The organism is Carboxylicivirga mesophila (assembly GCF_018271975.1).
Taxonomy (GTDB): domain Bacteria; phylum Bacteroidota; class Bacteroidia; order Bacteroidales; family Marinilabiliaceae; genus Carboxylicivirga; species Carboxylicivirga mesophila.
Genome location: NZ_JAGUCN010000016.1, coordinates 64,550 through 84,811, shown reverse-complemented (window position 1 = coordinate 84,811; position 20,262 = coordinate 64,550). Strand labels below are relative to the sequence as shown.

Below are 20,262 nucleotides of genomic sequence, written 5' to 3'. Positions count from 1 at the left end.
TTAATCATGAATAACACGTTTAATATTAACAGATTTGGCAAGCTACTAAAACAGCAATACCAACTCGCAGGTAAAACTCTGGCATTGGCATTGACTTCTATCTTTATTGGCTACACGCTTATTTTATTAATATTTACTTTCAACAATGCCTATATTGCTAGGATGGAATGGCTACCGTTTTTTATCATACTTAATTCAGCCATTGCCCTGCCATTTGCCGCATATGCATTTCCGGCCTTTAGGAGTAAGGAGAAAACGTTTGACTTCTTGCTTTTACCCTGTTCTGTTACTGAGAAATTTACTTTAAACCTCATCATTAGAATTATTGCACCATGGATTGTGCTACCCGTAATTTTCTACATCAGCTCGCACCTGGCAACGGAATTAGCCTTATGGTATTTTCCACAATCTAACATTGAAGGGTTTAGGCTTTGGGCCATTTTTAGCCAAATAGATCACGACGACCTGTTTTTTGCAATTGTAAGCATCCTACTTACAGGACTGATACACCAATCAGTATTGTTTACCGGTGCAACAGTTTTTCGAAAACAGCCATTGATCAAAACCCTGCTGATACTAGGTGCTGTTGCCAGCATCATTATTTTTTATTTCTACATCATAATAGGATGGGTTGAAATTTACAAGAATGGCAGAATGCCATGGTTTGCAGTATTTGAGAATAACGAAACAACCGTGTACTACCTGATAGGAGTTGAAATAGCATTATTACTCACCACATTGGCTTATGCCTTTTATAGGGTGAAAGAAAAAGAGATAGCATGATGGAGTTTAAGAACAACAAAGGCATCTTTCAACAGATAGCCGACAATATATGTGAGCGCATTTTGTCGGGAGACTATGCGCCCGGAGATAAAGTACAATCAGTTAGACAACTGGCCACGCAACTAGGCGTTAACCAAAACACTATTATGAGAACATTTTTAGAATTACAACATAGCAACATTGTGGAAAACCGAAGAGGCATTGGGTATTTTGTAACCGAAAATGCACCGGATACAATCAGAGAATTTCGCAAAGAAGAATTCACAAAAGAAATACTTCCTACCTTCATACAGCAGGTTAAATTACTGCGCATTACTAAGACTGAATTAGAGCCTTTGTTTAACCAACTTAAAGAGAACGAAGATGAAAACAAGTAAGATAATTCTAATCAGCTTTCTGTCGGTTGTGATAGCATTTCTTCTCTCATTTATGATAACTATTGAAAGACCAAACCATTTTAACAGCAATGAGCAGCTCGAAACCATAGAGTCTGCGTTAAGCAACATTCACGTAGTTTTAATTCAGTCAGGAAACAGTGTTAATTTGAGAACGGATTCCATTGGCAAGTTGCAATACACCTATGAAAAAGACTCAGCTGTTGGCAAACCGTTTGAAATTGTTGCTGACACCCTGATTTTAAAGTCATCAGCATCAAGCAAATCAAGATTGAGTTATAACATAAATGTCAGCAACATCAATACCATCATCAACAATGGCGGCTCGGTTAATATTGATATACAACAAGATAGCATTCAGATAACCAATCTTCAACAGGGTCAATTTCAGATACAGAGAAGTAGCGCCATCAATTTCGTGCAACTTACTTCACATGAAAAATCAAGAACTATTGTATCTTCGAAACAAATACAAGAACTTGATGCACAGATAAGCGGTGCAACTTTAATTGTCAACAAGCCAATAGAACGCGTAAAGCTTACGGCTAAAGATAAAGCAGATGTAACCTTACACAAAGTTAATTTATTAGCTGCCGAATGCGACACATCATCAAGATACAGAATCTATTAACGGTAAGTATGGCAATAACAAAGAATGTATATTAACATACATACGCATCACCCAACTAAAAGCATCCATATTAAAGAAGTGGTTAATATGGATGCTTCTTCAATATACCACAAACAGGAGTCAACCCTCTTACACTCCACAGGCCTGCATCCGTGGCACATCAATCAATCATCGAAAGAACTACTGAACAGAATTAAGCCACACGAAAACCTGCTGGCTATTGGCGAATGTGGATTAGATAAACTCAGAGGTCCTGATTTATCAATACAGAAAGAGGTATTTATTGCACAAATTGAACTATCGGAACACTTGCGCTTACCCCTTATTATCCATTGCGTAAAAGCCTATTCCGAAATCATTAAGATCAGAAAAGATATCTGCCCGGCGCAAGCCTGGATATTTCATGGCTTTAATGCTTCAAAAGAAACAATGGAACAAGCCCTGAAACATGGTTTTTACTTTTCTGTTGGCGCATCACTATTAAAAAAGCACTCAAAGGTGTCCCAATCCTTGCCATTTATTCCACACAATCGACTATTTTTGGAGACAGATGACAATCCTCAGCTTTGCATTGAATCCATTTATGAAAAAGCTTCACATGTATTAAATCTTGAATTAATTCAATTACAAGAAATTATTCAGGATAATTTTAAGCACTTATTCAATGTCGATACACGAAATCATCAATCCATTAAATAGCGACTGGACCACCTGGAGCATTACCATTCTGGCAGCATTTTTCATTGGCGCTTCAAAAGCCGGACTTAAGGGCCTGTCCATGTTTGTTATTCCATTATTTGCGCATTTCTATGGCGGCAAAGCATCGGTAGGCATCATTTTACCCTGCTTGCTGGCCGGCGATCTAATGGCGCTTCGTTTCTTTTACAAGAGTGCAAATATCAAACTGATTTTAAAACTTATCCCGCCGGCTGTTATCGGCATAATAATAGCTGTTTTTGTAGGATCGAAAATTAGCGATGCCCAATTTAAACAAACCATGGGCACAGCCATCCTGGTGTGTGTTGGCCTACTCCTTTACAACGAATTCAAGGGAAAAGTAAACATATCTAAATCAAAAATCTTTTCAAACGGACTGGGCTTGTCCGGTGGCTTTGCCACCATGATTGGCAACGCTGCCGGCCCAATTTTTAATTTGTACCTACTATCAATGCGTTTACCCAAAGCCGCATATATTGGTACAGGCGCCTGGTTCTATCTGCTGCTTAATTCATTCAAAGTACCTTTTCATATTGTTAGCTGGCAAACCATTAACTGGCAAACACTTCACCTCAACCTGATTATGATTCCGGTATTAATAACCGGCACCTTCGTTGGTAAAAAAATTGTTGGATATATTCCCGAGAAACCATACCGCTATTTCATATACACTATCACATTGTTATCGGCTATCTTTTTGTTTTTCAGATAGTGACATCACAATAGTTACAACAGATGCCTTTTATCATTTAAATTATAAGTTGAATATTGTACCTTTACCATCCTTAAATATAAAATAACACAAGTACTAAATCATACCGAAATGAACGATATCAATTGGAGCGACTTGTCTTTCAGCTACATGAAGACAGATTACAACGTAAGATGCTACTACCGCGATGGCAAATGGGGCGAACTGGAAGTACACTCTTCTGATCAGGTAAGCATTCACATGGCAGCCACTGGTTTACACTACGGACAGGAAGCATTTGAAGGATTGAAAGCCTTTAAAGGGAAAGATGGCAACACACGCCTGTTCCGCATTGAAGAGAATGCCAAACGTATGTACAACTCTGCCGTTGGTACCATGATGGCTCCAATTCCTGAAGATATATTTGTTAATGCAGTACTGAAAGCGGTTGAGCTAAACAAACGATTTGTTCCACCATACGAATCAGGCGCATCATTATATATTCGCCCATTATTGGTTGGTACAGGAGCCAAAATTGGTGTAGCACCAACCGATGAATATTTATTCATGGTATTTGTAATGCCTGTTGGTCCATACTTCAAGGCCGGCTTTAAACCGACCAACATGATGATTTCGCGCAAGTACGACCGTGCTGCACCACTGGGCACAGGAAACATTAAAGTGGGTGGTAACTACGCTGCCAGTTTACGAGCCGGTCATGAGGCCCATGAGAATGGTTATTCGGCCGTTTTGTTCCTTGATAGCAAAGAAAAGAAATACATTGACGAGTGTGGACCAGCCAACTTCTTTGGCATTAAAAACAATACTTATGTGACGCCAAAGTCAGAATCCATCCTGCCGTCAATTACCAACATGAGCCTTTGCCAGTTGGCAGAAGACATGGGCATGACCGTAGAACGTCGTCAGGTTCCATTGGAAGAACTATCAACTTTCGAAGAAGCAGGTGCATGTGGTACAGCTGCAGTTATCAGCCCAATTGGTAAAATTGATGATGTTGAAACAGGCCATTCATATGTGTTTAGCAAAGATGGCAAGCCGGGTGTTATTTCAGAAAAATTATACAACAAGTTGCGAGCTATACAATATGGCGATGAGCCAGATACGCATAACTGGGTAACAGTTGTTGAATAAGCTATTTTTAAACATCTATAAGAACCGCGGTGCATACTGCGGTTTTTTTATATCCGCTACCAAACAATCTGCAGGCCCTTCAGTTTCATAATTCTAAGTAACTGTATTACCTTTGCTTTCCAATACATTGCTATTATGACTGACTTACGTATCGAAAACCTGAATATAATTGCCGAAGAACAGATTATCACACCTGATAAACTGAAGCAACTATATCCTCTCACCGACCTTACCACCAAAACCATATTAGACGGACAAAATACCGTAAAGCGGATTCTTCACCGCAAAGACCATCGCCTGCTTGTAGTAGTTGGCCCCTGCTCTATTCATGATATTGATGCAGCCAAAGAATATGCCCGTCGCTTAAAAAAGCTGGCAGACAAATTAAGTGAAAAGCTTTACCTGGTGATGCGCGTGTATTTTGAAAAACCCCGCACAACGGTAGGCTGGCAAGGTTTGATTAACGATCCGCACCTTGACGATAGTTGCCAGGTGGAAGACGGATTGAAAATGGCCCGCGAACTGCTTTTATATGTAGCAGAACTTGGCCTGCCTGCAGCCGGCGAAGCTTTAGATATTGTGACGCCTCAATACATCCAGGATTTATTCTCATGGACGGCAATAGGCGCACGCACAACAGAGTCACAAAGTCACCGTAACATGGCTAGTGGTTTATCATCAGCTGTTGGCTTTAAAAATGGCACCAATGGCAGCATAGATATCGCCATTAACGCGCGGGAATCGGTGGCAGCACCACACAACTTTGTCAGCATTAATCCAGAAGGTAAAGTAGCGGTTGTAAAGACAAAAGGTAACCCTAACTCCCACATCATTTTAAGAGGTGGGAAAACTCCTAATTATTCAGCCAAACACATTGCCGAATACGAGCAAAAACTGAAAGCAGCCGGACTTGAGCCCAGAATAATGGTAGACTGCAGCCATGCAAACAGCGGTAAAAAAGCTGTCAACCAGGCCAGAGTAGCAAAAGATATCGCAGGGCAAATCAAAGCCGGTAATAAATCCATTATGGGCGTAATGATTGAAAGCAATCTACATTTTGGCTGTCAGAAACTATCAAATACTTCTGAATTACAATATGGTGTTTCCATCACCGATGAGTGCATTGGTTGGGACGAAACGGAAGATCTACTGAAGGAATTAGCGAATACAATCTAGTCTTTTCTCTCCTGATTGGAAATACAGCTAGAAACGCCTGTTTAAGGCAACATATTTTAAAAAACGCAGTCCGATGGGAATATGCCTTATTACGGTTGGTAATAGTCCAAAATATCGCCGCATAATGTCGAATCGTTCTTTTAAACCTGGCACAATGTTTTGCTTGGTTAACCCACCATCCAGAAAACGCGAAAGGATTTGATTAGAATTATGTACTGAATTGGCAGCCTTCAGCGCTTTCAGGCACCACTCATAATCAGCTGAAAACCGATACTTTGTATTGTATTTAGCAGCTATTTTTGTTGATACCAAAATGGATTGATGACTGACCAACATCCCATTACGGAAATCTTCCCAAGTGAGTTTTACGGGCGGTTTAAGCCGACGCTCGCCAATCTCATTTCCTTCAGCATCAATCATCACCGTATCACCATAGACAACATCCGGGAATACACTTCCAAACCCATCAACTAACTGACTTACCGTATGCTTATCGTATATCTCATCACCCGAATTTATAAACCAGACATAATCTCCGGTGGCCATCGTCAGCCCTTTATTCATGGCATCATACAGGCCATCATCAGGCTCAGCAACCCACTTTGATATAATCGTTTGATTAGCTTTAATTAAATTAATAGTTCCATCATTGGAGCAGCCATCAACAACAATATATTCGATGTTCTCATAGTCCTGACACGCAATGCTGTTGATCGTCTTCTGAAGCGTATCAATACCATTATAAACTATTGTAATAATGCTAATAAGAGGCTTCTTCATCAACTTCTACTTTAATAATGATTTGTACAAGTCAATATACTGCCCGGCCACTACCTTTTCGGCATAACAGTCAAGGGCTTTTTGGCGCGCATGGCTCCTAAGCATTTCCTGATCGGCAATAAAAAGCGCTTCATAAATGCCTGTTGCCAGACTGAGCGAGTTCTTCACTTCAGCCAGATAGCCCGATTGATTATGCGTAACCATTTCTGGCACGCCACCAATACTAAAACCAACAACTGGTGTACCACATGCCAATGACTCCATCACCGTATTGGGTAAATTATCCTGCAACGATGGCAACACATAACAGTCTGAAGCGCTGTACAAATCAACCAAGGTATCAGGATTAGAAACAAACTTAAACGAGTGCGTTTTAAACGGAAACAACTTGGCTGTTTCAGCATTCATTTTGCCAAATACCACCAGCTCAGTCTCTTCCTTAACCAGGGGAAAGTTCTCGGCCAAAATGCTGAGTGCCTCAATGAAATAGCGCATCCCTTTGCGGGGATCATTAACGTTGGCAGCACCAAATAACAATAGCTTTTTATCCTGTGGCAGTTGTAATCGCTCTCGTGCTTCCTGTCTATTGCGAGGTGCATAAAAGCTGGTGTCTATGGGATTAGGAATATTGTAGAAACTCTTTCTTCTTAACAATTTACTTTCCTGTGAAAGAGTTCTTAACCACTTACTACATGCAACAATACTTAAAGGGGCTTCATTGTATATTTTCCGTTTCTTTGCAAAGAGTTGTGCTGATAAATCTTTTTTACCAGGCTTTTTCAGAAACGGACAATAGGAGCAGAATTCTAAAAATTCAAGGCAGGTACCGGCATAATGACATCCTCCTGTGAAACTCCACATATCGTGTTGAGTCCAAACGACCGGCTTCCCTGATGACAGCAACTTCCCTAAAGTCTCAATGGACAAAAACCCCTGATTGACCCAATGTAAATGAATAACATCAGCCTCCTGAACCAGTGGATGTTGTGAAATGTCAATGCCGGTATTAGCTGGCGAGAAGGCAAAACGGACAGATGCATTGCGCTCATATGGAAGAAATGTCAAGCGTTCCCAGGTAAATCGAGCAAAGGCTTTTTGCCTGTAGGCAAAGCCCTTATCAACAGCATACACACCTTCTTCGTCGCGTCGTAAATCCTGAACCAACAACTTTGATTCAACACCATTATTACGAAGCGCCCGATTGAGTCGATTGGCGGCCACTGCGGCACCACCGCCTGCATCTGTTTTATTTATTTGAAGAATTTTCAATTTAGTAGTTCTGGTTTTCAGCCCATAAAAGTAGTAATTCTGACAAACCAACCAAACCTATTAATCTTCAAGCTTATCAGGAAAATCAATATTATAATGTAAGCCCCGGCTTTCCTTTCGTTTACGTGCCATTTTTATAATCAGGTAACCCACATTAATTTTATTGCGTAAATGGCATATCTTCTCCGACACCTTGGATGACTGGTACAGAGCCTCCGTCTCGCGATACAACACCTCAAGACGATCGTAAGCACGGTTTAGCCGGATTTTTGAGCGGACAATCCCCACGTACTTACTCATAATTTGCTGCACCTCTTTGTTAGACTGCGTTATGAGTATCATCTCCTCAGGGTGTGAAGTTCCTTCATCGTTCCAGTCGGGTATACGCTGATTAAATTCTATATGTTTGATGTTTTTAGCAGCATCAATTGCGGCAGCATTAGAGAAAACCAATGCTTCAATGAGTGAATTACTGGCCAAACGATTAGCCCCATGCAAACCGGTACAAGAGCACTCTCCTGCAGCATAAAGGTTATTGATAGAGCTGCGTCCCTTCAAATCCACCTTAATACCGCCACACAGATAGTGAGCTGCTGGCACAACAGGTATCATATCTTTGGTAATATCAATGCCCTGCGATAAACACTTTTGGTAGATATTCGGAAAATGTTCACGCGTTTCTTCCGCCGGTTTATGGGTTACATCCAGGTAAACAAACTCTTCGCCACGGTTTTTAAGTTCATTATCGATGGCCCGGGCAACGATGTCGCGGGGTGCCAGGCAACCACGCTCATCATAGTTTTGCATAAACTCTTCACCATTCTGTCGACGCAGGATACCGCCATAGCCACGCATGGCTTCGGTAATTAAAAAGGATGGTCGCTCCGACAAATTATAAAGAGCTGTTGGATGAAACTGCACAAACTCCATGTTTTCAATAATACCCTTGGCCCTAAACACCATGGCAATGCCATCGCCGGTAGCAATAAGCGGGTTGGTGGTTGTTTGGTACACACTGCCAATACCGCCTGTTGCCATCATTGTTGTTTTGGCCAGAAAAGTTTCAATGCTGCCTTTATCCTTATTGAGCACATAGGCGCCATAACACTCAATATCACGCATCCAGGGCTCAGTTACTTTACCCAGGTGATGCTGCGTAATCACATCGACAGCAAAATGATTTTCGAAAACAGCAATGGACGGGTGATTCTTTACCTCATCGATTAAGGCTCGCTGAATTTCAGCACCCGTATTATCTTTATGATGAAGAATGCGAAACTCGGAGTGTCCACCTTCCCGATGCAAATCAAAACGTCCTTCTTCATTCTTATCGAAGTTAGTTCCCCATTTAAGTAGCTGATTGATTTGTTCCGGCGCTTCTTCCACCACCTTTTTAACGGCTTCAAAGTCGCACACGCCGTCTCCGGCAATCAAGGTATCCTCAATGTGTTTCTCAAATGAATCGGGCGCATAGGTTACAGAAGAAATACCTCCCTGAGCATAAGCAGTATTGGTCTCTTTAAGTTCAGTTTTACTAATAACAGCCACCGAACCATGTTTTGCCACTTTTAGCGCATAGCTAAGACCTGCAATACCCGAACCAATCACCAAAAAATCATATTGTCTTCTCATCAGAAATTCTTTGTACTGACTACAAATGTAGAAAGAATAAAGAATCTTTTTAATGATTGCTTTTACTATTCCACTCTGAATGATTCGTAAACGGTTTCTTTTTGGCCGTTCTCGTTAATCCCGGTTATTATAATTGTATAATCTGAAACATCATCACCTGTAGTGAATTCAAAATCCACTTGCCTGGTGTTATTTTTAAATCCTGACAAGCATAAAAACATATATGGATGTGACTTTGTTAATACGAGCAAAGCACATCCATTTTTTTTGAAGTACAGCATTGACATATTACTCGTTCTGGTTAGCCTCATTGCCACTATGCAGGACAGCTTTACCCTGCTGGTGTTTAAAATCAACCAGGATTACATCGCCCAAAACCTGTGTGTTCAAAAAGAGGTTGAAAACAATACCTGCCAGGGTTGTTGCCATTTGAAAAAACAAATGGAGCAGCAGAATGAGCAAGAGGAAAGCAACCCCAATCAATCAAGAGAAAAGCTACTGATTGACTTGTTCCCGCTCGAAAACATCAAAACTCAACTTAAGTCAGTCCACACAACTATTCGCTATAAAGAGCTGCCATGTCAGCTTGTCAACTCATTTATCAGTGATGTATTTCATCCGCCACAAAAACGAATGATGTAAACATCTTTTTGTACCTGCCAATCCTCATCAGCGAGTAACATTGGCTTGTACACCAACATTACATTCGTTTAATCACAAGTAAATTCACACATGAAGCAATTCATTTTATTCGTGGTGGTACTGCTGTGTACCATCTCCTCTCAGTCCTATGCCCAATCCATTCAGCTTATTGATAAGCAGCAAAATATACCTGTTAACAACGCTACCTATCAATATGGCCGGCAGCAAGGCATCAGTGATATCAATGGTACAATTACCATTAACAATGACCATCAATCGAGCCTGACTCTATCTCACCTGCAGTATGGTGTTTTAGTATTGGATGCACAGCAAATGGCATCCATATTCCAATCAGGACAATTGGTTTTATCAAAGCAGCAATTCGAACTGCAACCAGTCAGTATCATCGCTTTACACCGGCCGGCTGCTGATTCATTGTCCATATCCTTTAATAATCAAAATCGTCTGGCACATGATGCCGCCGATGTGCTCTCTCAAATACCAGAGATAGCACTCATCCGTAAAAGTGGCAATTACGGCTTCGTTCCCGTGTTACGGGGTTTTAAATACGAACAATTAAACATTGTGCTGGATGGCGCCCAGAGTGCCAATGCGGCATGTCCTAACCGGATGGACCCGCCCAGCAGCCAGATGCCGGTTAATATGCTGTCGCAAATAACTGTGCTGAAAGGCCCTTACTCACTGCGCTACGGTAGCGCTTTAGGCGGCACTATCAACTTTCAGACAGAAGCCCCCAATTACACAGACGAAACAGCCGTCACAGGTCGACTTTCGGGCAGTTACGAATCCAATGGCACCATTTACAGAAGCGAGGCCTTGGTTGGACTATCCGGTAAATCCTACGACATTAAACTGTTTGGTTCTCTTTCCGACGGCGGAAATTATGAAGATGGCGATGGCAACGAAGTACTTTCATCCTTTTACCGCAATAATTTTGGGTCATTAATGAGTTTCAAATTGAGCGATGCGCAAAATATTCGCGTTAATGTCAGTCGCAACTATGCCAAGGATGTAGATTTTCCGGCATTGCCAATGGACCTGCGTGAAGATGACACCTGGTTAACCAGCTTACAACACAGCATCCTTTTCGACAAAAAGCTAAAAGCATGGCGCACTAACCTGTATGCCACCTATGTGGATCACCTGATGGATAATTACGATAAAATGATTGAGCCACGCAATGTGGATGCGGTTACGGCAGCCAAAACCTACAATTACGGCGGCCGAACAGAAGGTCACTGGCTCTTTGGCAGCAATCAGCTGTATGCGGGTATGGACTTCAGAGCAGATAAAGCCGAAGGCGAGCGCAGCCGTCATTTTTTAATGGGGCCCAGCACGGGTAATACAGTCTACGATAATGTTTGGCAGGATGCTTACATCAATAAGCTGGCGGCTTTTGCAGAGTTCCAAAATACTTATAAGCAGTGGCAACTCACCTACTCGGCCCGATTGGAATACAACCAGGCCGATGCAGATAAGCCGGATGCAAACTTTGCATCCCATTACACAGAGATGGATGCCACGGCATTCAATACCTCTTTAAGTTTTGGTGTGAGCCGACAGTTACTGCCGCACCTGACAGGGGAGCTATGGATTGGCCATGCCGAGCGAAGTGGCAGCATCACTGAACGCTACATTAACTTTTTACCCGTTGGTGTAGACCCATACGAGATGATTGGCAACCCGGAATTGTCTTCCGAAAAAAACAACCAGGTGGATCTCAATCTGAAGTACCAAAACAAAGGCACTCAGCTTCAGTTGACTGGTTTTATGGCCATTATTAAAGATTATATCTCCTCAGAAATTCGTGATGATATATCGCCTAAAATGCCGAGCAGTCCGGGCGTGCGCCAGTTCATCAACATCGACCAGGCACAACTGATGGGCTTTGAGGCGGTATGGCTACAGCAACTGCCAGCGAATTTGCAGCATCGCTTGAGCCTGGCTTATACTTATGGTAAAAACAAAGACACGGAAGAGGCACTCCCTGAAATTGCTCCGATGGATATCCGTTACAAGCTGTCTGGTAACTATCTCAACAATCAACTGCGTCCGGAAATCAGTTTCCGCCACGTACTGAAGCAAGATCGCATTGCTGAAAGTTTTGGTGAAACAGCAACACCAGCCTTCAGTTTGATAGATGTTTCACTGAATTACCAGATCAATAAGTATCTTGAGGTCAATGTAGCTGTCAATAATTTGCTGGATGAGACCTACTACGAACACCTCACCCGCTCAGTAAAAGGCACCAACAATGCCATAAATGCACCTTGTAGAAGCATGATAGTCACACTTGTAGCAAGGTTATAGTTAATTATTTGCAAAACAATACAGGAACGGATGTTATCATCATTTGGTAACATCTGTTTCTTAATAATTCCTGTACTGTGGCTAATTCATTATAATAGCAACTACTCCAATGTTAAAATGGTCTAAGTTTTATAATTTTGGATGCCATGACAAAGGCCTTCAACATCCGCAAAAAACACCTCTGGGCATTAGTGCCTATCCTGCTTATTAGCTATTATTTTTGTTTGCCACAGCAATTGTTTGATGAGCCATACTCCAAAATCATCAACTCACACGACGGTCAGCTACTATCTGCACACATCGCCAGGGATGGTCAGTGGCGCTTTGAAGCGGGCGATTCGGTACCGACGAAGTTTGCACAGTCCATTATCCTTTTCGAAGATGAATATTTCCATTACCACCCGGGCTTTAATCCCGTCTCCATCCTGCGGGCAACCTGGCAGAACATACGTGCCGGTGAGGTTAAAAGTGGCGGAAGTACCCTGACGATGCAGGTGATTCGTCTGGCGTTTGATCGGAATCGCACCCTGTGGAATAAGTTGATTGAGACCATACAGGCCACACGACTGGAATGTCGTTATTCAAAAAAAGAAATACTTTCTTTATATGCTGCTCATGCCCCCTTTGGAGGCAATGTGGTGGGTATTGAAGCAGCCGCCTGGCGCTACTTTGGCCGTTCGGCACACCACCTATCCTGGAGCGAATCGGCCTTACTGGCCGTATTACCCAACGCACCGGCTCTAATTCATCCGGGTCGTAACAGGGATGCGCTCCTGCAAAAGCGTAACAGGCTACTCAATAAACTACTGTCTAACAACATTATTGACTCCACCGAATACCTGCTGGCCTGCGACGAGCCACTCCCTGATAAACCACTGGCTTTGCCCCAGGAGGCGCCTCATCTACTCAATACGCTTTGTTATCGATATGGTCAGAGCAGCTACAGAAGCACGCTTGACCAACAAATTCAGAAAACTTCAAACCAGATAGTTGAGAATTTCTACAGTATATACCGGCACAACGAAATACATAACCTGGCAGCTATTGTTATCGATAATAAAAGCGGAGATGTGCTGGCATACGTTGGCAATTCATCGTTTAACACCAGCATCAGCGGGCACGATGTCGATATCATTCAAGCTAAACGCAGCAGTGGCAGCACTCTTAAGCCCTTTTTATATGCCGGGGCATTAGACAATGGTCAGCTCTTGCCACACATGCTGATGGCCGATATCCCCACCTACTACAGCGACTTCTCACCCAAAAACTACAGCCGGCAGTTTGATGGCGCCGTGCCAGCTCATACGGCCCTCTCCCGCTCACTAAACGTTCCCTTTGTTCGCCTGCAAAAAGAATATGGCACCGATAAATTTCATGACCTTCTAAAGAAACTGGGAATCAACACCATTAATAAAGCCCCGTCACACTACGGTTTATCCTTGATACTGGGTGGCGCCGAAACAACTCTGTACGAACTCTCATCGGTATATTCGTCCATGGCCAGGAGCCTGCTCACCTTCAGCTCTGCATCAAGCCAATACAATGTATCCGATTTACGTCTGGCTCGCCTAAAAACAAACGAAAAGCATCCTGATGATAGTTATAGCTTTCAGGCAACGGTACTATCAGCCTCATCTATCTACTACACTTTTGAAGCATTAACCAACGTGCAACGACCCGAAGAAGAAACCGGCTGGGAGAACTTTTCGTCGGGCCGTAAAATTGCCTGGAAAACCGGCACCAGCTTTGGGTTTCGTGATGCATGGGCGGTAGGTGTTACACCTGAATACACAGTTGGAGTCTGGGTTGGTAATGCCAGTGGCGAAGGTCGACCTGGCATAATTGGCGGTAGCGCAGCCGCCCCGGTGATGTTTGAATTGTATCGTCAGCTACCTGCCACATCATGGTTTAAGATACCTTATGACGATATGCAACCAGCCCTGGTTTGTAAACAAAGTGGTTTTAAAGCCTCGCAGCATTGTGCCGATGTTGATACAATGTACCTGCCAGACATTGAGCACGAAGTGCCTGTGTGTCCATACCATCACTTAGTACATTTAAGTGCCGATGAAAAATACCGTGTCAATGCTGATTGTTATCCGCCTCACCTGATGCAACATAAGAGCTGGTTTGTACTGCCGCCGGTGATGGCCTGGTACTATCAGTCACGCAATCCGCTATATAAACCACTGCCGCCATTTAAAGCGGACTGCCAAGAGCAACAGCATGCCATTGATATTATCTACCCGCGAAATAACGCTCAGTTATATGCCCCTCTTGAGCTGGATGGTCAACTGGGCCGCATCATCTGCAAAGCCACACATCGCAAGGCCTCATCACGTTTGTTCTGGCATTTGGATAACGAATACATTGGTGAAACACAGTTCCATCACCAGGTGGCCATTGCACCTGAGAAAGGCTGGCACACATTGTTGATCACCGATGAAGACGGTAACTCAAGTATTGTGCGCTTTGAATCGATGGGAAAAGGACAACATCAATAGCATTGCCAATCCCCTCCAAATGAACACTCAGGCACCCTATTTGGTTAATAATAAGTTAAAGTCCCATCGCACAGCAAGCAGACACCTTGCTTCTTTTGTATGAAATATTAACTTTGTGAACCTCACTAATAACAAGTTCCTTGCAGAGTTCAGTCATTCGGTAAGGTCAACTAATTCAGGTAAAAACAATAACGACTGCATATGAATAATTTTTTAAGAACACGCAGAGTAAGATGGATCACTGGTGTATCACTGGTGATGGTGATGCTGTTGGGGCTGTATAGCTTCAACGATGATAAACGCAACTTCGAAGTCATTAAAAACCTCGATATCTTTTACACCCTGTTTCGTGAAGTAAACAGCTACTACGTGGATGAAACCAATCCAGAAGAGTTGATTACCGAAGGGATTAACAACATGCTTGAGTCGCTGGATCCTTATACTACTTACATTCCTGAATCGGACATGGAAGACTTTCGTTTTATGACCACCGGCGAGTATGCAGGTATTGGCTCATTAATATCGAAGAAAGGTGAATATGTGGTGATAGCTGAACCCTATGAAGGTTTCCCAGCTGCCAAAGCAGGCCTTAAGACAGGCGATAAAATCCTGGAAATTGATGGCAAGAGCATGGTGGGTAAAAACACGCCTGATGTGAGCGAAATGCTGAAAGGCCCTGCCAAAACTACTTTAAAAATTAAAGTGGAGCGCCCTGGTGAGAAGAAGCCCATTAATATCGAGCTGGAGCGTCAGAAGATACAAATTAACCCCGTGCCTTACTATGGCATGGTGAACGACGAAACGGGTATCATCCAGCTAAATAACTTTACCCAGGACTGTGCCCGTGAAGTTGAAAAAGCCTTTTTGGACCTGCGCGATAAGCAGGGTGCCAAAAGTGTGGTGCTTGACCTGAGAGCTAATCCAGGTGGCCTATTGGACGAAGCGGTAAAGATTGTCAACCTCTTTGTACCATCGGGCTCTGAAGTGGTGAGTACACGCGGTAAAGTGAAACAGTGGGACAAAACCTACAACGCCATGCGCGAACCGATTGATACCGTTATGCCTTTGGCCGTATTAATAAGTCGCGGTTCTGCTTCTGCTTCCGAGATTGTATCGGGCGCATTACAAGACCTAGACCGCGCAGTAGTATTAGGTCAGCGTTCATTTGGTAAAGGCCTGGTACAAACCACCCGAAACCTGTCATACAATGCCAAGCTAAAGGTAACCACAGCCAAATACTACATCCCATCGGGCCGTTGTATCCAGGCATTGGACTACACACACCGCGACGAAGATGGAGCGGTTGGTTTAGTAGCCGACTCGCTGATTAGCGAATACAAAACTAAGAATGGGCGCTCGGTATTTGATGGCGGTGGTATCTCACCTGATATCAAAGTAGAATCGCACAAGTATGCCAATGTAACCTTTGCACTGGTCGTACAGCAAATGATATTTGACTATGCTACAGAATTTGTACTGCGCAACAAAAGTATAGATGCTCCTGAAGCATTTGCTATCTCCGATGACGAATACAATCGCTTCATTGAGTTTGTAAAAGCCAAAGAGGACTTCAAATACGAGTCACTTTCGCAAGAAAAATTTAAGGAGCTGGTGAAGACGGCCAAGCGCGAAGGCTATTACGAAAAAGCTGAAGAGGACTTTACAACCATGGAAGAGCTATTGAAGCTCGACGTAGAAAAGGATATGCGCCAGTTTGAGGACGAAATCAGGGAGTTAATGGTGCTGGAGATAACCAAGCGTTACTACTACCAAAAAGGAGCTATTAAAGCCGGTTTACAGAACGATGCCGAATTAGAGGAAGCGAAGAAGTTACTGAAAGATATGAATCAGTACAACGGCCTGCTTGATGGAACGGTTGCCAGCCATGCCGGCGACAGGCGTGCCACTACCAAGAAAAGCTAACAATCAGGAAAGATAGATAATGCAAAAAGCGCTTGCCGGTTGGTAAGCGCTTTTTTAATGCTCAATATTTAACAAGTATTATTACTAGATTTAGACCCAAAGTATACATTCATAATTGTCAGCCATAGCGTCATCAATATTATCCTGTTCGCATTCATTAGAATTATCCGAAGAGCTGTCGCAGCTTAACAAAAGCGAAGCTAAGGCCCAAAGTATCACATACAGTTTTAGCGTTTTCATAGTTTGTTGTTTACCATACAAGCTATTAGATGCTAAACGCGTTTGAAGGTTGCGTTTGAGGTTAAATTAAGACTTCCAAAAAAATTAACGCACCTACCAAATAGATAAGTGCTTTAATATTTTCAAATAGGATTAGGTTTCGAAATATACTCCTACTCTATCTATGCAGTACTAAAGCAACAAATGCTTAAAGGCTGATCGTACCAATAGAAACGCGATTCCCTTCATATACCTTAAATACTACCGCGCGAAAGGAGTCGCGAGAGAGCCAGGGGAGTCTGTACCGCTAAGAAAATAAAGGATACCTATTGCAATTTTTTGATCAGATTTCAATTGCTTTAATTACAACTTATAAAAATATCAACAATTGAACCATGATAAAATGGATGATCTACAGGCATTAAATGAGGTAATTGAGGCAGGCAGACATCAGCTGCTTTAAGTATTTCTTGATGCAACGGATGGGCGTCATTATTCGGATGCAAAACACTGTATGCATCCAACTGACCATCTATTGTAAATGAAACTACCAAATGGGCGTATGATTCTCTATCTGTTTTATCTGCCCATATTTTTTTATTCATCCGGCGTTGAATCATAGAGGCAATAGTATCTCTGATAAAATCCTGACCAGGATATAATAACCCTTCTTTATATTCAACATTCTTCTTCTCAACAGTATCAATAATAGCACCTTCATCAACCTGGTAATACACCTCCTTTTCATACACTGAGGCATAAGGTGCATGCTGATATTGTATTAAATCACCTTGAGGGCTATGTAACTCTCCACTAAACCAGACAGCACGTACTTTATCCGTCATAAATTCATCTTCGAGCTTGAATGGCTTACCATTGGCAAGCCTTAAATCCACCAGATATAAATCACTCCCTTCAATGCGCCAGATAGCCATGTAACCGCGCGACCAAGGCCAACCTTCAACCAATTCATCATCACCTAGCTTATGATCTCCTTTCATAACAAAATAATCTTCCAATGGAAAGGTATAAAGATTAAATGTATCTGTGTCAACAATTAGCACGTCTGTGATAACCGGTGTAGCATAAAGTGCATTTATACAAAAAAATTGTAAAAATAGAAATCTACATAGTATATTTAGTTTCATAGTAGTTGAGTCGTTTTTTATAAGTAATCAGACTGTTATCCAACGCTTCTGTCATGTTCATATCACACTTCTTCAGATACATGATGTTATATGTTTACATTTGTGTTCATTAATATTACTTGCAAGGGTATGCCGTTTATTAAATGATAAAAATAAAAGGCATTAGAAATAATTATGCATAAAATAAGCCCTGCAGCTTTAGCTTTAAATCTGATTTTGTGAAACTCTAACTTCTGAATAATAACTCATTACCAATTGCCACAGATATGGTGTAGTATCACTTTCATTCGCTGGAGAATAATTATTTCCAATATTGATAACCAGTAAAATTTTTGACTCAATAGTCCTACCATCCTTAACTGCTGCAATCCACTTATTATCTAGGTTTTTAAGCTGCTTGATAACCATTTCATCAAACTCTTTACTAATGGTTTGCTCAACTTCTATATTGGCCAACTCACCATTTTTATCAATTACCATTGAGTACAAACACACCCCCGACTGACCTGATTTAACAATATCAAAGGGCAATTTTACTGAAGTGGCCAATTGTACAATAGCTTCGTTTTCAAACCCCATATATAATTGAGGATTATCCACTTTATCCAGAACAAATTCTTTGCCTTTTTTAATGTAGGTTGAGTCCTCTGTTTCATTCCTAAAAAAATTACACAATACCTTGTTATCGAAATCATACTCAAAATAAGGAGCACCATTTTTTCTTTGGTATTTCCAAACACCTGTTTGTGCATCATTTGCGTATGTGCCATATACCAATGTATCTCTAGTATTTACATTAAGGATATAATAAAATCCATCCTTTTGTTTGCTCTTCTTTTCAAAGGAATACACCTCTTTGTGGTTTAAAGACAGTGTACGTTTAACAGTTTTGTATTTCTTCTGTCCAAAGCAAGTAGCTGACGCAAATAGTAAGGTATAGATTAACAGTTTTTTCATATTCAACTAGTTAAGATTGTAGGTTAAAGATAACTAAATGATTCTAAGTCCAGAGTATATAAATAGCTTTAGAATATCTACGATTAATCATGTGATAGCATGCGATCCCTGTGTTTTAAAAACTACCACACGAAAGGATTCGTGCGGTAGCATTTTAGCACTAATTGCTATCAGGCATCTGCCATCAGCTATTTTACCTACTCCTCTTCCACTAACTGTTTACCGGCACGCAGGTCAACAATGATGCGGGCTGCTTTGTAGGTGTTATATGCCTTAGGCTGACTGTCTACGAACAGCTCCATCAGCTTATCGGCTTTGTGGCGCAGCAGATTATTGGCTGTGTCAATCAGCTCTTCCAGCTCCTGGCGGGCTTGCGAGCGGGTAACAATGGCGGCACGGGGCGCACTAATAAGGGCAGCAAATTCATCTATCTCAGTCTTGAGGTGCGATACATCTTCGGCCGATTTACCAAAGTCGAGCAGTGCATCGCCCAATAGTGAGGCCTCAGCTTGTACAATAGAACAAGTGGTTTTCAGCTTTTCGGCCGATAGAGTGCTCAACATCGATGGTGATACTTTGCACTTCTCCATCAGGTCGGGCTTGTTTTCAATTTGTGCATACACATACATGGCGGCTGCCAATTGCACTGTGGCATCAATCATTTCCTTTTCGGCCTGTTGTTTAAGCAGAGTAGTACCGGTGGTATTACCCAACTGAATTTGCTGGGCCTTATCAATGAGCGTTAGCAGCTCCTCAAATTGGTCAATGGCACTACTAAATACCGGAATGGTCTTTAGTTCAGTGGCAAACTGAGAAAATACATTTTTTACGGCCAAAAACATGGCTAACAGGTTACGCTGTCTTGCAGTCATAGTATAGTTACATTTTGTTGGTTACGAGTAATCACTATTGATACTCAATAGTTAATTGCAAAAACCAGAAAACGTAACACCTCAATTATCCGCCATTTATACAAAAACAGGACAAATGAATAGATTTCTTATGTAAACATCAGCAATTCTTTGATAAATTTACAAAGTATTGGCATCCATAATATTTTTCTTGTATTATTTATTAATAATGAAAACTAAGGAAGTAAGACTGATAATTACCCTATTAAGAACGATACTTGGTAAATAAAGACTTCAACATGGCGTATTCATATCGCTACTTGCCAATGTTTGTTCCATACTTGCCAACGTCAGCATCCTACTTGCAAGATAAAGACCTCTGCTTGTCACTGTTAGCATCGTACTTGATAGGTTGAGATTGATACTTGACACATGAAGGCAAATGCTAGCGACTTTTATAT

Annotated in this window: 18 protein-coding genes; 11 read left to right on the top strand and 7 right to left on the bottom strand. The window is 41.9% G+C overall.

Annotation, left to right across the window (positions count from 1 at the left end):
- Positions 1-6 precede the first annotated feature (6 nt).
- The 7 genes from KEM09_RS14190 (at position 7) to KEM09_RS14160 (ending at position 5,545) form a co-directional block, all read left to right on the top strand.
- On the top strand, positions 7-783 hold the full coding sequence (locus KEM09_RS14190; protein ID WP_212229291.1) for a hypothetical protein: 777 nt from the start codon (positions 7-9) through the stop codon (positions 781-783).
- Positions 780-1,160 carry a GntR family transcriptional regulator gene (locus tag KEM09_RS14185; protein WP_212191842.1) on the top strand — a complete coding sequence of 127 codons (381 nt, stop codon included), beginning with the start codon at positions 780-782 and terminating at the stop codon, positions 1,158-1,160. The genes KEM09_RS14190 and KEM09_RS14185 overlap by 4 nt, the downstream gene beginning before the upstream one ends.
- Positions 1,147-1,809, top strand: a complete 663-nt coding sequence (locus KEM09_RS14180) for a hypothetical protein (RefSeq protein ID WP_212229290.1) — start codon at positions 1,147-1,149, stop codon at positions 1,807-1,809. Before KEM09_RS14185 ends, KEM09_RS14180 begins: the two co-directional genes overlap by 14 nt.
- A gap of 24 nt (positions 1,810-1,833) precedes the next feature.
- A complete protein-coding gene (locus KEM09_RS14175; protein ID WP_212229289.1) occupies positions 1,834-2,508 on the top strand; it encodes a TatD family hydrolase in 675 nt (224 codons plus the stop codon).
- Complete coding sequence (locus KEM09_RS14170) at positions 2,474-3,238, top strand: sulfite exporter TauE/SafE family protein (protein WP_212229288.1); 765 nt, start codon at positions 2,474-2,476, stop codon at positions 3,236-3,238. Before KEM09_RS14175 ends, KEM09_RS14170 begins: the two co-directional genes overlap by 35 nt.
- A gap of 69 nt (positions 3,239-3,307) precedes the next feature.
- Positions 3,308-4,369 carry a branched-chain amino acid aminotransferase gene (locus tag KEM09_RS14165; protein WP_342344009.1) on the top strand — a complete coding sequence of 354 codons (1,062 nt, stop codon included), beginning with the start codon at positions 3,308-3,310 and terminating at the stop codon, positions 4,367-4,369.
- Between the two features lie 135 nt (positions 4,370-4,504).
- Positions 4,505-5,545 carry a 3-deoxy-7-phosphoheptulonate synthase gene (locus KEM09_RS14160; RefSeq protein ID WP_212229284.1) on the top strand — a complete coding sequence of 347 codons (1,041 nt, stop codon included), beginning with the start codon at positions 4,505-4,507 and terminating at the stop codon, positions 5,543-5,545.
- Between the two features lie 27 nt (positions 5,546-5,572).
- On the opposite strand, the gene KEM09_RS14155 is transcribed toward KEM09_RS14160, so the two are convergent.
- From KEM09_RS14155 to nadB, 3 genes are read right to left on the bottom strand one after another with little or no spacing between them, the layout of a single operon-like run.
- Positions 5,573-6,325, bottom strand: a complete 753-nt coding sequence (locus KEM09_RS14155) for a glycosyltransferase family 2 protein (RefSeq protein WP_212229282.1) — start codon at positions 6,323-6,325, stop codon at positions 5,573-5,575.
- 6 nt (positions 6,326-6,331) lie between these two features.
- Positions 6,332-7,594, bottom strand: coding sequence for a glycosyltransferase family 4 protein (locus KEM09_RS14150; protein ID WP_212229280.1), 1,263 nt, complete (start codon positions 7,592-7,594; stop codon positions 6,332-6,334).
- Positions 7,595-7,654: 60 nt separating this feature from the next.
- Positions 7,655-9,226, bottom strand: a complete 1,572-nt coding sequence (gene nadB / locus KEM09_RS14145) for an L-aspartate oxidase (RefSeq protein WP_212229278.1) — start codon at positions 9,224-9,226, stop codon at positions 7,655-7,657.
- A 267-nt stretch (positions 9,227-9,493) separates the two neighbouring features.
- Between nadB and KEM09_RS14140 the strand changes: the two genes are divergently transcribed.
- The 4 genes from KEM09_RS14140 to KEM09_RS14125 all read left to right on the top strand — a co-directional run bounded on the left by KEM09_RS14140 (position 9,494) and on the right by KEM09_RS14125 (position 16,626).
- Entirely contained in the window at positions 9,494-9,868 is a 375-nt protein-coding gene (locus KEM09_RS14140) for a hypothetical protein (RefSeq protein WP_212229276.1), read from the top strand.
- A gap of 90 nt (positions 9,869-9,958) precedes the next feature.
- Entirely contained in the window at positions 9,959-12,199 is a 2,241-nt protein-coding gene (locus KEM09_RS14135) for a TonB-dependent receptor domain-containing protein (RefSeq protein ID WP_212229274.1), read from the top strand.
- Between the two features lie 146 nt (positions 12,200-12,345).
- Entirely contained in the window at positions 12,346-14,703 is a 2,358-nt protein-coding gene (pbpC, locus tag KEM09_RS14130) for a penicillin-binding protein 1C (RefSeq protein WP_212229272.1), read from the top strand.
- Positions 14,704-14,904: 201 nt separating this feature from the next.
- Entirely contained in the window at positions 14,905-16,626 is a 1,722-nt protein-coding gene (locus KEM09_RS14125; protein ID WP_212229269.1) for a S41 family peptidase, read from the top strand.
- Positions 16,627-16,716: 90 nt separating this feature from the next.
- Here the strand turns inward: KEM09_RS14125 and KEM09_RS14120 are convergent, their stop codons facing one another.
- The 4 genes from KEM09_RS14120 to KEM09_RS14105 form a co-directional block, all read right to left on the bottom strand.
- Positions 16,717-16,866, bottom strand: coding sequence for a hypothetical protein (locus KEM09_RS14120; protein ID WP_212229267.1), 150 nt, complete (start codon positions 16,864-16,866; stop codon positions 16,717-16,719).
- A gap of 338 nt (positions 16,867-17,204) precedes the next feature.
- Complete coding sequence (locus KEM09_RS14115) at positions 17,205-17,846, bottom strand: hypothetical protein (protein WP_212229265.1); 642 nt, start codon at positions 17,844-17,846, stop codon at positions 17,205-17,207.
- A gap of 351 nt (positions 17,847-18,197) precedes the next feature.
- A complete protein-coding gene (locus KEM09_RS14110; RefSeq protein WP_212229263.1) occupies positions 18,198-18,950 on the bottom strand; it encodes an energy transducer TonB in 753 nt (250 codons plus the stop codon).
- 197 nt (positions 18,951-19,147) lie between these two features.
- Entirely contained in the window at positions 19,148-19,822 is a 675-nt protein-coding gene (locus tag KEM09_RS14105; RefSeq protein ID WP_212229261.1) for a hypothetical protein, read from the bottom strand.
- Positions 19,823-20,262 lie beyond the last annotated feature (440 nt).

Bases quoted from the DNA above. Each gene is read 5' to 3' on its own strand.
- nadB (WP_212229278.1), bottom strand. From the start codon at position 9,226: ATGAGAAGACAATATGATTTTTTGGTGATTGGTTCGGGTATTGCAGGT.
- KEM09_RS14155 (WP_212229282.1), bottom strand. From the start codon at position 6,325: ATGAAGAAGCCTCTTATTAGCATTATTACAATAGTTTATAATGGTATT.
- KEM09_RS14115 (WP_212229265.1), bottom strand. From the start codon at position 17,846: ATGAAAGGAGATCATAAGCTAGGTGATGATGAATTGGTTGAAGGTTGG.
- KEM09_RS14110 (WP_212229263.1), bottom strand. From the start codon at position 18,950: ATGAAAAAACTGTTAATCTATACCTTACTATTTGCGTCAGCTACTTGC.
- KEM09_RS14175 (WP_212229289.1), top strand. From the start codon at position 1,834: ATGTATATTAACATACATACGCATCACCCAACTAAAAGCATCCATATT.
- KEM09_RS14170 (WP_212229288.1), top strand. From the start codon at position 2,474: ATGTCGATACACGAAATCATCAATCCATTAAATAGCGACTGGACCACC.
- KEM09_RS14160 (WP_212229284.1), top strand. From the start codon at position 4,505: ATGACTGACTTACGTATCGAAAACCTGAATATAATTGCCGAAGAACAG.
- KEM09_RS14120 (WP_212229267.1), bottom strand. From the start codon at position 16,866: ATGAAAACGCTAAAACTGTATGTGATACTTTGGGCCTTAGCTTCGCTT.
- KEM09_RS14190 (WP_212229291.1), top strand. From the start codon at position 7: ATGAATAACACGTTTAATATTAACAGATTTGGCAAGCTACTAAAACAG.
- KEM09_RS14135 (WP_212229274.1), top strand. From the start codon at position 9,959: ATGAAGCAATTCATTTTATTCGTGGTGGTACTGCTGTGTACCATCTCC.
- KEM09_RS14105 (WP_212229261.1), bottom strand. From the start codon at position 19,822: ATGACTGCAAGACAGCGTAACCTGTTAGCCATGTTTTTGGCCGTAAAA.
- KEM09_RS14180 (WP_212229290.1), top strand. From the start codon at position 1,147: ATGAAAACAAGTAAGATAATTCTAATCAGCTTTCTGTCGGTTGTGATA.
- pbpC (WP_212229272.1), top strand. From the start codon at position 12,346: ATGACAAAGGCCTTCAACATCCGCAAAAAACACCTCTGGGCATTAGTG.
- KEM09_RS14125 (WP_212229269.1), top strand. From the start codon at position 14,905: ATGAATAATTTTTTAAGAACACGCAGAGTAAGATGGATCACTGGTGTA.
- KEM09_RS14185 (WP_212191842.1), top strand. From the start codon at position 780: ATGATGGAGTTTAAGAACAACAAAGGCATCTTTCAACAGATAGCCGAC.